This is a genomic window from Streptosporangium minutum (assembly GCF_002149035.1).
In the GTDB taxonomy this organism is placed as follows: domain Bacteria; phylum Actinomycetota; class Actinomycetes; order Streptosporangiales; family Streptosporangiaceae; genus Streptosporangium; species Streptosporangium minutum.
In genome coordinates this window covers 1-12,378 of sequence record NZ_NGFP01000270.1, presented here as the reverse complement: position 1 = coordinate 12,378, position 12,378 = coordinate 1, and the positions used below count along the sequence as shown (strand labels likewise).

Here is a 12,378-nt window from a genome sequence, read left to right as displayed (position 1 = left end):
ACCCGGCCCGACCGCCTCACCGGTCCCCCTCGGCCGGGCGGGGCCTACAGGGGCGGGAACCCGGGGGCCCGGCGCTCGACGAAGCTGGCCACTCCCTCGGCGAAGTCGGGGCGGCGGAAGGACTCGGCCATCAGGCGCACGGCGGCGGACTCCGCCCCCTCCAGCGTCTGGTCCCAGTCGCCCCAGACCTGGCGCTTGATCACGGCCATCGACGCCGGCGAGCTGTGCGTCGCCAGCTCGCGGGCGTAGGCCTGGACCTCCTCCAGCAGGCTCTCGCGGGGCACCGACCGGTTGACCAGGCCCAGCTCCCAGGCCTCGGCGCCGGTGAACGTGCGGCCGGACAGCAGCAGGTCCATGGCCCTGGCCTGGCCGATGAGCCGGGGCAGGATCCACGACAGGCCGTATTCGGCGATCAGGCCGCGGCGGGCGAAGGCGGTCGTCCACTTGGCCTCGGCCGCGGTGAAGACCAGGTCGCAGACCAGGGCGTGGACCATGCCGAGTCCGGCGCAGGCGCCGTTGACGGCCGCGATGACCGGCTTGCCGATCGTGGCGGGGAAGGTGGTGGGACGCCTGTCCGGCTCCCCCTCGTAGGAGCCGTCCTGGATGGCGTTGAGGGTCTGGAAGTCCGCGCCGGCGCAGAAGCCCTTCCCCGCCCCGGTCACGACGATCACCCGGACCTCCGGGTCCTTCTCCGCCTCCGCGAGCTGGTCGAAGTATCGCCGCCCCATCGCGTCGGTCCAGGCGTTGAGCCGTTCCGGCCGGTTGAACGTCAGCGTCAGCACGCCCTGCTCGACCGACGACAGCACCAGATCCATCATTCGTGCCCCTCCTTGCCCGCACCCTACCGAACCATGTTCTGCATCTTCTCCGCAACGCCCCTTGCCAAGAGGGAGGCGCGAAATTACGGTCAAGACCGTAATTTGGCACCACCTGGAGGTAGCCCGTGCGATCTCGACTGGCGGCGCTCGTCACCGTCTTTCTCCTCATCCCCCTCTCCGTCCCTCTCGCCGCCGGTCCGGCGCAGGCCGTACGGCAGGCGCCCCCGTCCGGCTGCGGTCTGCAGGCGCTGGGCACCCTGCCCCTCACCGGGGCCACGACCGCCGGCACCGCGCTCGACGCCGATCACCCCGGCGGGCCGCGCGTCTACTCGGTGACCTCCAGCGCCTCCGGCCCCGCGCAGCTCGGCATCAGGGACGCCCGCGACGGCCGGCTCATCGCCGAGCGCCCGCTCCCCGGCGCCCTGGGATCATGGGCCGTGACCGTGGCCCCCGACCATTCGGTGTATGTCGGGACCTACCCCCTGAGCCCCGCCCAGGCCCACTTCTACCGCTACCGGCCGGACACCGACCAGGTGACCGACCTCGGCGTCCCGATCGCGGGCGAGACCTTCGTCTGGACGGTGGCTGTGACCCCCGACGGCTCCGCCGTCTACGGCGGCACCTCCCCCTCGGGCAAGGTGTTCCGCTACGACACCGCCAGCGGCGCCGTCACCGACCTGGGCTCCCCGGTGCCCGGCGAGCAGTACATCCGCGACCTGGCGATCGGCGACGACGGCACGGTCTACGCGGGCGTCGGCGCGGGGAGCATGAAGGTGGCGGTGCTGGCCCCGGACGGCACGACGCGGAAAATCATCGATCCGCCGGTCCAGGGCAAGGGCTACGCCTACGACATCGACCTGGCCGGCCGCTACCTCCTGGTCCGCTACGGCACCACCACCTCGACCAACCCCATGGGCGTCTACGACACCGCGCGGGGCGTCTGGAAGGACGTCGTGGACGACGTCGACAGCCTCACCGTGGGCGGCGGACGGCACGGGCAGCAGCTCTACCTGTGGCAGGACGACGAGCTCGCCCGCTACGACCTCAAGTCGGGCGAGCTCGTCAAGCTCGGCTTCACCGAGTTCGGCGGGGGCGCCGCGCGGACGCTCGGCTGGGTCGGCCACACCCTCGTCGGCACCGGCTCCACCGGCCGCATCTGGAACTACGACCGCAAGACCGGCGAGGGGCGCCTGCTGGCCGGCACACTCACCGGCCAGCCGGTCAGCATCCGGTCCATGACCACCGGCCCCGACGGGCGGATCTACGCCGGCGGCTTCTTCACCGGCGGCCTGGCCGCCTACGACCCCGCGACCGGCCGGACGCAGTCGTGGCCGGACATCGGCCAGAGCGAGGGCCTCGTCACCCACAAGGGCAAGCTGTACCTCGGGGTGTATCCGGGCGCGCGGATCTACGAGTTCGACGGGACCGCCTTCAAGCAGCTGCTCGACCTGCGCGACCAGGAACAGGACCGGCCGTTCGCCATGGTCTCGGCGGGTGAGTGGCTGGCGTTCGGCACCGTGCCCAGGGTCGGCACGGTCGGCGGGGTGTTCGGGCTGTACGACCCGGCGACGGGCCGCAAGGTGATCAAGCGGAACATCGTGCCGGGCCACAGCATCATCGGGCTGGCCTACCGCGACGGCGTCGTCTACGGCACGACCTCGGCGTTCGGCGGCGTCGGCGTGCCCCAGGGCGACGCCGCCCAGATGTTCGCCTACGACATCGCCACCGACTCGATCAAGTGGCGGACCGCGCCGGTCCCCGGCGACCTGGCGCTCGGCTCGATCACCTTCGACGACGCGGGCAAGCTGTGGGGCCTGACCCCCGACGCCCTGTTCGAGGTGGACCCGGCCACCGGGCAGACCCTGCGGACCGCCAAGCACCAGACCTACCCCTGGCAGAACCAGACCCAGGTCTGGCTGGACACCAACATCGAGTTCCACGCCGGCGCCCTGTGGGGCAAGGTCCAGGGCAAGGTCTACCGGATCGATCGGGCGGCGATGAAGTTCACGCTCATCACCCGCCCGATCTCCAACCTCGTCAAGGGCGCCGACGGGCACCTCTACCTGTCACGCGTCGAGAACTTCTCCACCTACCGGATCTGCGGGTCGTAGCGGTACAGCTGCGGCCCCTCGGCGAAGTAGACGTCCCCTGACCGGTGCACCGCGAGGTGGTGCACCGGTCCTTCGCGCAGTACGGCGTGCCGCCTCGTCCGCGGGTCCAGCGAGAACAGCGAGGACCCCGCGTGCGCGCCGTACAGCGTGCGGTCCCGCCCGTTGAACACGAGCTGGCCGCTCGCGCTCGCGCCCGGCGACAGGGTCACCCGCGAGACGACCTTGCGCGCGTGCACGTTGACCGCGAAGACCTCGCCGCCCGCGATGCCCCAGAGCCGGCCGCGGTCGTCGAAGGTCAGCGCGGGGACGGCGGGCTTGCCGGGGACCGGGGTGATCTCCCACAGCAGGCGGTTCTCCTTGACCGACCAGGCGAACAGCCGGGCCTCGGTCTGGGTGGGCGGCGTGGCCGTCTGCCCGCTGTAGATCGAGGTGCCGCCGTAGACCACCCCGTCGCGGTAGGCCAGCGAGACGATGCTCTGGTCCTTGACGACGTGCCGCTGCGCCGTGCGGAGCGATCCCTCCCGGGGGTCCCACAGGGCCAGCACGCCACCGAGGTGGCCGAGGTCGGGCATGGTGCCGACGGCCAGGTAGCGGCCGGCCGACACCATCGCCCTGGGACGGATCTGCTTGTCTGCCACGAAGTCGAACAGGCGGGCCGGGTTGTCCGCGGGCCCCGGCTCGGGGCTCGGGGAGTACTCGGCGCTGTTCCAGGGCAGCTTCGGATCGTAGGAGTAGACCCGCGCCTGGGGATAGGCCCCGACGTAGAGTCTGCCGTCGTGCGTGGTCATGTCCTCGCTCTGGGAGAAGGTGTGGAACTCCTCCCGCTCACCCGTCTTCGCGTTCAGGGCGGCGAAGCCGCCGTTGAGGAAGCCGCCGGCGTACATCCGCCCGTCGGGCCCCTCCGACAGGGCGGTGACGTCGATCGGCTCGCCGCGCACCGCCGTCTGGACGAAGGAGCGCGCGCCGGTCTGCGGGTTGTAGCGGAACATCAGGCCCCGCCAGAGCAGGCCCACTACGCTCCTGCCCGGGTAGTCGGGCAGGCCCAGCTCGGCCCAGCCGATCCCGCGGGTGTTGGCCACCCTGCCGGTGAAGGGCATCCCGGTGGGGGTGACGGTACGGCTGCGCGGGTCGTAGCGGACCAGCTCGCCCGCCTTGACCATGTAGACGCGGCCCTCCTCGTCCGGAGGGGAGACGTCCAGGCCGTGGGCCGCCTCCAGCTCGTCGACCCACGCCTTGGCCGCGATGTCCCACACGTGGGCCGGGCCCGGGAAGGCGTCGCTGTAGCGCACGTAGAGGTATCCGCCCGCGACGTTGACGTCGTAGGCCCATTTGCCCGCCGGGTCGAGTCCCGGGGGCGTGGGGAGCCGCGTGGACGCGCCGGTCTCGGCGTCCACCTCGAAGACCGCCGCCGGAGCCTCGGTGCCGGCGTAGATCTTGCCGTCCGCGACGGCGACGCTGCGGACGTAGGCATGCGCCGGGGAGAGCTTTCCGTAGTCGCGGACGCCGTTCACCGGGTCGTAGCCGAACAGCCTCCCGCCGGGCGAGGTGCCGCCGTAGACCCTGGACGCCGAGTCGGCGGCCACCGTCCAGATGAAGTTCTCCGACGCCAGCGGGCGGCCGAGGTCGCGGATCCCGCCCTGCTCCGTCCAGCGGTACAGGCGGCCGTCGCCGTAGCTGCCGACGTAGACGGAGCCGTCCGGGGCCGCGTCGACCGCCCAGGCCCCGCCCGCGCCCGGCAGGTCGTACCTGGCGACCTCCGCGCCGGTGGCGGGATCGACGGCGTTGAGGTGGGCCGGGGTGCCCGAGGAGACGCCCCAGAGCACGGTCGCGCCGCCCGGCCCCGGCGCGACCACGCCGCCGATGAGCAGGACGTCCTGGAGCGGCACGCCGAGCGCCTCGATCGGGCCGGGCCCGGCGGAGGCGGGTGGAGCGGCCGAGGCGGGTGGAGCGGCGGCGAGCACGGCTGACGCCGCCAGCGCGACAGCCGTGAACCGCCGGATACCTTGAATAAGGGTCATGACCGGAAATCTAGGAAGAGCAACTGTGCGCGTCAATAGACGAATTTCGGTGTGGGCCGAATTTAACAGATCGCTCGCTTTGCTTCCCATGGCGTCAGCCGGGCCGGCGCCGGGTACGCGTTCCGCCCGCCGCCGAACGGCGATCCGCACCTCTCCGGCACACGGCCCGGCGGTCCCGTCAGCACCTCTTCAGCGCGCAGCCCGGCGGTCCCGTCAGCACCTCTCCAGCGCGCAGCCCGTCCGCCCGGATCCGCGTCTCCCCGGCACGCGGCCCGCCCGGTCAGCGATCCGCGCCGAGCACCTTGGCCAGGGCCTCGACGAGGTCCGAGGCCCCGTCCGCCTCCTCCATCAGCATCGACTGGCGCACCCAGACCACCGTCCGCGAGGCGGCCTCCGCCGCCGGGCAGGGCTCGACCCGCGCGCCCGCCTCCGTCAGGGCGGACATCGTGCCCAGCGGCGGGTAGCCGCCGTCCAGCGGCACCCCCTCCGCCGCCATCGCGGCGAGCAGGAACTCCCGGTCGACCGGCGCGTTCACCCGGAGCATGAGCAGGTGGCGGGAGTCCAGGGTGGTCCCCGGGGGCTGCGGCACCACGGTCACCGGCGGCAGGGAGCGATCGGGCTCCACGGACGAGGACGGCGCCGCCTCTCCGGCGCCCGCCTCTCCGGCACCCGACTCTCTGGCCCCCGGCCCTCCGGCACCCGATCCGGCGGACGCCGGCCCTCCGGCACCCGCCCCCGTGGACGCCGGCCCCCACGGCACGGACAGCCGCCCGAGCTCGCGCTCCACCGCCTCGCAGAAGGCGTTGCGCCGCGCGATCTCCTCCTCCAGCCGGTCCAGCCAGGGCAGCAGCAGCGCCGCCTGGATCTCGGTCAGCCGCAGGTTCCAGCCGACCTCGGGGTGGCCGTACCACTCGCCGCCGAGCCGCCGCCCGAGGTTGCACGTCGACCAGGTGCGGGCATGGACGCCCTCGTCCCGGCAGACGACCACACCGCCCTCCCCCGCGGTCATGGCCTTGCTCGCCTGGAAGCTGAACACCCCGGCGTCGCCCAGGCCGCCGACCGGACGGCCCCGGTAGCGGGCTCCGTGCGCCTGGGCGCTGTCCTCCACGACCGCCAGGCCGTGCCGTACGGCCACCGCGGTCAGGCTGTCCATGTCGGCCGGGCTGCCCGCCAGGTGGACCGGCATGATCGCGGCCGTCCTCGGCGTGACCGCCGCCTCCACGGCGGCCGCGGACAGGTGCAGGTCCACCGGGTCCACATCGACGATCACCGGGATCGCGCCGGCGAGGATGACCGAGGTCGCCGAGGCCACGAAGGTGTAGGCCGGGACGATCACCTCGTCCCCCGGCCCCACCCCGACGCCGCGCAGCGCGGCGAACAGCCCCAGGGTGGCGTTGCCGACCGTCACGCCGTACGGCACGTCGGACCGGGCCGCGAACGCGGCGGCCAGATCGGTGCAGAGCGATCCCTGCGTGGCCCCCCACAGCCCGCTCTCCAGCACCCCGGTGACCAGCTCGCGCTGCCCGGCGGAGAGCGGTGGCGGCCAGGACGGCCAGGGCGCCGAGCGGACGGGAGTGCCTCCGTCGATGGCGAGTTTCACGCGAGCGGTCCTCCTGTGTGTGGGCGTGATGCCCGGTGAACGGTCCTCAGGGAGCGGGCGGGACGTCAGGCGAGGCGGCTGCCCAGAACGCGGGCGAGGTTGCCGCCCAGGACGAGGTCGCGGTCGGTCTCGGCGAGCGGCGCCAGGACGACCCGGCCGAGACCGGCGCGGAGGTCCAGGAAGCAGGCGTCGGAGCCGTACACCACCCGCTCGGCCCCGGCGAGCGCGACCAGGCGGGAGATCCAGCGGCCGGTGATCTTCGATCCGCAGACCTCCAGCAGCACACCGGGGTGGTCGGCCACCAGCCGGGCCGCGCGCGCGAAGCCGTACGGCCAGAGCCCGGTGTGGCCCATCAGCAGCGGCACCTCCGGATGGCGCGCCGCCACGGTGGCGAACTGCGCGGGATCGCTCCAGGGCGAGTCGGTCTGGCCGTGTGCGAGAACCGGCAGGCCGAGGGCGAACACCGGCTCGTAGAGCGGGTCGTCCAGGCGGCACTGATGCACGTCGGGGTGGAGCTTGACGCCCCAGACGCCGGGCCGGTCGGTCAGCGGCGTGCGGTGGTGGGGGTTGTAGACCTGCCAGACGCCGAACCTGCCGGGGTGCTCGGCCGCCGCCTCGAAGGCGCGCCGGTTGCCCTCCACCGCGTCCGGCCCGACGCCGAGCAGGTCGCTGACGCCCATCGCGGTGATGCCGAGCCGGTCCATCATCGCCACCAGCCCCCCGGCCGAGGGGTCGGGGATGAGGAAGTCGGGCCAGGAGCCGATGTGGCCGTGGGCGTCGAGGATCACATCAGCCTCCGCAGGGCGCCCGAGGCGATCAGCTCCACCTCGGCGGCCCCGAGCTCAAGGTGGTCGAGGAGGAAGCGGGGCCCGCAGTCGTCGAGCACGGGCGCGCCCGTGCCGAACACCAGCCGGTCCGCGCCGTACCGTTCGGCCAGCCACTCGACCCCGCGCTGGGTGTTGACGGTGCCGATCTCCAGCCAGAGGTTGGGGACCGTCGCCATCAGCTCCGCGACGGCGCGCAGCCGCCGGTAGCCCGGGTTGAGCAGGAGCACGCGCAGGTCCGGGATCTCGGCCGCCAGGGTGCGCAGCGCGGCGGGCGAGGTCTCCTCCAGGTCGATGGCGACCGGCAGGTCGCGGGCGGCCATCGCCGCCAGCCAGCGCAGCGCGACGGGCCCGGTCAGCTCGAACCTGTGCCGCTCCGGGCAGAGCCGTACGAGCCGGACGTCCCAGTCGAGGACCTCGTCCAGGACCGCCGGGACCCCGGCTCCGGGCACCCCCGGCACCACCACGGGCACCGGGATCAGGCGGGGGTCGTCGAGGGCGGACAGCGCCTCGTTCCCGGCCGCCGGGTCGGCGTACAGGCACAGGGTGTGGGTGACGCAGGCCGCCTCGATGCCCAGCCGGTCCATGTCCGGCCGCGGGTCCGCGGGCAGATCGTCGAACGGCACGGGCCCGACCAGGCGATGGGCGTCCACCACTGGGAGATCGACCAATTTCGGCACAGACCGAAATCTTTCCAGACCACGGAATGACCGTCAATAGCCCAGCGACCGGATCGGGAGGCACCTCATAGACATTACGGCCTGGTCCGTTATAGCTTGCGCGCGACACAACTTCCCGGGAGGCACGCATGATCCCCCGCCGTCGATTCATCCAGCTCGCCGCGGGCTCGGTCGCCACAGGCGCCGTCTCCGCGGTCATCCCGGCCGCATCCGCCCATGGAGCGACCGGGCAGCCCGAGGGGACGCTCACCGACCTCGGCCCCGCGAGCGTCACCAACGCCCTGGGGAACGCCGAGTTCGCCGGCGACGTCCTCTACGCCGCCACCCGGGGACTGTCCCCCAACGTGGTGGGCTCCTACGACCTGGCCGCGGACGCGGTCACCGGCCATTTCGACATCCCCACCGGCATCGGCGTGTGGGCGATGTGCGCCGTCGGCGCCGACGTGTACGTCGGCACCCACGGCGGCTCCTCCGACCTCTACCGGCTCGACACCCGTACCGGCGCCGTCACCAAATCCGCCGGCTACTCCGACGACTACATCTGGGCCATGGCGGCCTCGCCCGACGGCAAGGTCTACATGGGCCTGTCCCCGACCGGCAGGGTGGTCGAGTACGACCCTGCCACCGGCACGAGCCGCGACCTGGGCGTCGCGACACCGGGCGAGCAGTACGTGCGCAGCGTCGCCGCCGACGCCACCACCGTCTACGCGGGCGTCGGCGCGCACGCCCATCTGGTGGCGATCGACCGCGCCACCGGCGCGAAGCGGGAGATCCTTCCGGCGGAGCTGGCGAGCCGGGACTTCGTGGCGAGCATGGCCATCTCCGACACCCACCTGGCGGCGGGCATCTCGTCGTCCGGCGAGGTGCTCGTGCTGTCCACCTCCGACCCCGCCGACCACCGGATCCTCAAGGCGACCGCCCCCGGGGAGAAGTACGTGACCTCGGTGGTCATCCACGACGGATACGTCTACTTCGCCGGCAGGCCGTCGGGCGCCCTGTACCGGTGCCCGCTGTCCGGCGGCGAGGTCGAGTCGCTCGGCGTGGCCTACCCCGAGGCCGCCACCCACCGGCTCCTGGTCCACGACGGCCGCGTCTACGGGGTCCAGGACGGCGCGGTCTTCGTCCATGACCCGGCGACCGGCTCGCTGGAGTACCGCAATCTCGTCCAGCGCGGCTTCCGGGCCGCCCCCGAACAGCCGATGTCCGTGCACTCCGACGGCCGCCGCGTCTACGTGGGCGGAAAGGGCGGCGCGGACATCCACGACGTGGCCGCGGGGACCCGTACCCGGCTGGGCATCCCGGGTGAGCCGAAGACGGCGCTGACGCTCAAGGACACCACCTATCTCGGCGTCTACACCCAGGGCCTGCTGTACGCCCACCGGGCCGGCGAGAGCTCGGCACGGCTGCTGGCCCGCACCGGCAACCAGCAGGACCGCCCGCGCGACCTGGCCTACGACGCCCTGACGGGGCTGATCGTGATGCCCACCCAGCCCGAGCCCGGCCACATCAACGGGGCGCTGTCGCTCTACTCCCCGCGCACCGGGAAGTTCGACACCTACCGGCCGGTCGTCGAGCGCCAGAGCGTGTACTCGGTGGCCACCCGGCGCGGCACGGCCTACCTTGGCACGAACGTCCAGGAGGGCCTCGGGCTGCCCCCGGTGACCGCCACGGCCCGCCTGGCGGCCTTCGACCTGCGAGGGCGCAAGCTCCTGTGGGAGCTCGAACCGGTGCCCGGYGCGCGGTACGTCGCCGCCCTCGGGCAGACCCCCCTCGCGCTGTACGGCCTGACCAACACCGGAGTGCTGTTCGAGTACGACTTCCTGCGCCGCCGGATCACCCGGACCGCCAAGGTCGCCGACCGCGGGGGCGAGCTCGTCGTCACCGGGCCGGTGGCCTACGGCACCGACGGTGACCGCGTCTACAAGGTCGACCTGCCCCGGCTCACCACGACGACGATCGCCGACGGCCTGGCGGGCGAGTGGTTCGGCGGGGAGCCGAAGCTCTCCCTCGACCTCTCGGGCCGCGCGCTGTACGGCCTGCGCGGCCGTAACCTCGTCCGCATCGCGATCTCCGGCCGGCGCTGACCGGATCGCGGACCTCCACGCCGTCGTGGCCCCGGGGAGCGCGGGCCACGACGGCGTGGAGGGGCGGCCTCCGTGAGACGGCGGCGGGGAGGCGCGCTCCCCCGGCGCCACCGCTGTGACACGGCGGCGGGGAGGCGCGTTCCGCCGGCGTTACCGCCGTGACACGGCGGCCGTCGCCGCGCGCGGGCTCACGGGGTGACGTCCAGGGCCGGACAGCCCGGGTCCAGGCGGACCAGCGCCAGGTCACGGCCGACGAGCGTCCAGGCGTTCCACGAGTTCGGCTCGAAGGCCAGCTGCGGGTTGGTGTACCACTCGTCCCCCAGCCCGGTGGCGACGAGCTTGGGCTCGGCGAGGTCCGGGCCGAGCTGGTGGACGTTGCCGCCGCCGAAGTAGGTGGAGGCGAACACCCGTCCCCGGTGGACGTACAGCTCGCCGTACCCGGTCAGCGGACCCTGCCGGATCACCGTGCGGGTGGCGAGGTCCATGACGAACCAGCCCGCGTTGCGCTTGAAAACGCCGTACAGCAGGCCGCGGTGGACGATGACGTCCTGGATCGTACGGTTGCCCGGGACGGGCGTGACCTGCCAGAGCACCTTCCGGGTGCGCAGGTCGAAGGCCGCCACGGCCGCCGCGCTCTGGGTGGGCGGCGTGCCGCCCCCGCCCAGCACGTCGGCTCCGAGATAGGCGATCCCGCCGTCGACGGTGAGGCTCATCAGGCTCTGGTCCGGGACGACGTCGTGGTAGACGTCCATCTTCCCGGTGTCCGGGTCGAGCAGCGTGAGCGCGCCCGACAGGTCCGCGCCGAGGGGCGCCGAGGCGATGAGCAGCAGCCCGCTACGCCGGTCGTACTCCATGTCCCAGGGCCGTTTCTGCCCGTTCCCGAGGTAGCCGAGGCTCCGGATCCGGTCGTTGCGGGGGTCGAGCTCGATGATCTGCCCGCTCGGGTAGAGCGCGGCGTAGATCTTGTGGTTGCGGAGCAGCATGGCCTTGGGCTCACCCGGCACCCGGATCCTGCGGTGGGCCCCGGTCCGCAGGTCGCGGACCTCGACGGCCCAGTGGCCGGCGACGTAGATCGCCTTGCGCGGGTCGAGCAGGATGGACTGCGGCCGCTCCGGCCCCGCGGGGATCCCGGCGTCGAGCAGCTCGGTGAACTCCGACTTCCCGGTGCGCAGGTCCATCGACCACACGCCGCCGCTGCCGGCGAAGCCGACGAGCGTGTGCTCGTCGGTCAGCGCGAGCGCGCGGTGCTCGTCACCCGGCGAGGGAGGGGTGCCGACCTCTGTCAGGGCGGTGTCGCCCGTGCGGTAGCGGTAGATCGAGCCGTAGGGCCGGGAGGAGAGGTAGGCCGTGCCGTCGGCCGCGACGGTGATCGCGTCCAGGCTGGTCACGCCGAGGTCGAGGACCCGGGCGTCACTGCCGTCCTTGCGCACGTCGACGAGGAAGGTGCCGCTGCCGGCCAGCAGCCGGTCGCCGTAGTCGGCCAGCACGCCGAACCCCGCGGGCTTGGCTCCGAGCGCGGCCGGGGTGATGTCGCGGACGGCCCCGTCCGCCCGGCCGATCGCCATCAGCCGGCCCTTGTCGAGCAGGCCGGCGTAGACGTTGTCGGCGTCCGCGGCGATCGAGCGGACGTAGCGCTCGCCGGCCGCGAGGACGCCGAAGTTGCGCACCGCGCCGGTGGCCGGCGAGTACTCCCACACCCGGCCGTCGCTGTAGGTGCCGGCGTAGATCGTGCCGTCGGGCGCCGTGGCGAGGCTCCACACGAACCCGCCGTTGCGGCCGAACGAGTGCAGGTGCTCGACCTCACCTGTCGCCGGGTCGAACCGGTACAGGTCGGGCACCGGGTAGGTGCCGATGTAGATCTTGCCGCCGGACACGGTCGTGGCCCAGGCGCCCTCGGGCGCGCCGTCGGCAGGGCCGTCGGGCAGAGGGACGGACCGGATCACCTTGCGGGTGGCGAGGTCGAACTCGGCGACGATCGGCGGCTTCAGGCCGCGGGTGACCACGTAGCCGCGGCCTCCGTGCAGGACGGCGCCGACGATGGCGCCGGTGGTCGTGGCCGGGCCGAAGGTCTGGAAGCCGGGGGCGCCGCAGCGCGCCGGCGGCGCGCCAAGGGGCGCCTGGGCGGCCGCCTGGACCGGCGACGTGAGCGGCAGGACGAGTGTGAGAGCGGTCAGGACTGTCAGGACGATCCAGCGCGCCGGATGGGGACGCGGCATGGCCGTACCTCCTCGATGGGTGGGGGT

The 12,378-nt window shown here is 73.2% G+C and carries 8 protein-coding genes; 2 read left to right on the top strand and 6 right to left on the bottom strand.

Going from position 1 to position 12,378, the window contains the following annotated elements; all coding sequences use genetic code 11:
* Window positions 1–44: 44 nt before the first annotated feature.
* Window positions 45–818: an enoyl-CoA hydratase-related protein gene (locus tag CA984_RS37185; protein WP_086578086.1), complete on the bottom strand. Its 774-nt coding sequence runs from the start codon at window positions 816–818 to the stop codon at window positions 45–47.
* A 125-nt stretch (window positions 819–943) separates the two neighbouring features.
* Here CA984_RS37185 and CA984_RS37180 point away from each other — a divergent pair, with 125 nt between their 5' ends.
* Window positions 944–2,929: an SMP-30/gluconolactonase/LRE family protein gene (locus tag CA984_RS37180; RefSeq protein ID WP_086578085.1), complete on the top strand. Its 1,986-nt coding sequence runs from the start codon at window positions 944–946 to the stop codon at window positions 2,927–2,929.
* Here the strand turns inward: CA984_RS37180 and CA984_RS37175 are convergent.
* From CA984_RS37175 to CA984_RS37160, 4 genes are all read right to left on the bottom strand, one after another.
* A complete protein-coding gene (locus CA984_RS37175; protein ID WP_133061890.1) occupies window positions 2,908–4,947 on the bottom strand; it encodes a PQQ-binding-like beta-propeller repeat protein in 2,040 nt (679 codons plus the stop codon). The genes CA984_RS37180 and CA984_RS37175 overlap by 22 nt on opposite strands.
* A gap of 280 nt (window positions 4,948–5,227) precedes the next feature.
* Window positions 5,228–6,547 carry a DegT/DnrJ/EryC1/StrS family aminotransferase gene (locus tag CA984_RS37170; protein ID WP_086578083.1) on the bottom strand — a complete coding sequence of 440 codons (1,320 nt, stop codon included), beginning with the start codon at window positions 6,545–6,547 and terminating at the stop codon, window positions 5,228–5,230.
* A 65-nt stretch (window positions 6,548–6,612) separates the two neighbouring features.
* Complete coding sequence (locus CA984_RS37165; RefSeq protein WP_086578082.1) at window positions 6,613–7,335, bottom strand: amidohydrolase family protein; 723 nt, start codon at window positions 7,333–7,335, stop codon at window positions 6,613–6,615.
* On the bottom strand, window positions 7,332–8,051 hold the full coding sequence (locus CA984_RS37160) for an amidohydrolase family protein (protein WP_133061889.1): 720 nt from the start codon (window positions 8,049–8,051) through the stop codon (window positions 7,332–7,334). The genes CA984_RS37165 and CA984_RS37160 overlap by 4 nt, the downstream gene beginning before the upstream one ends.
* A 128-nt stretch (window positions 8,052–8,179) precedes the next feature.
* Here CA984_RS37160 and CA984_RS48910 point away from each other — a divergent pair, with 128 nt between their 5' ends.
* Complete coding sequence (locus tag CA984_RS48910) at window positions 8,180–10,135, top strand: ligand-binding sensor domain-containing protein (protein WP_086578080.1); 1,956 nt, start codon at window positions 8,180–8,182, stop codon at window positions 10,133–10,135.
* Between the two features lie 188 nt (window positions 10,136–10,323).
* Here the strand turns inward: CA984_RS48910 and CA984_RS37150 are convergent.
* Window positions 10,324–12,378: NHL repeat-containing protein (locus tag CA984_RS37150; protein WP_242676388.1), on the bottom strand; the 2,055-nt coding region annotated here is incomplete at its 5' end.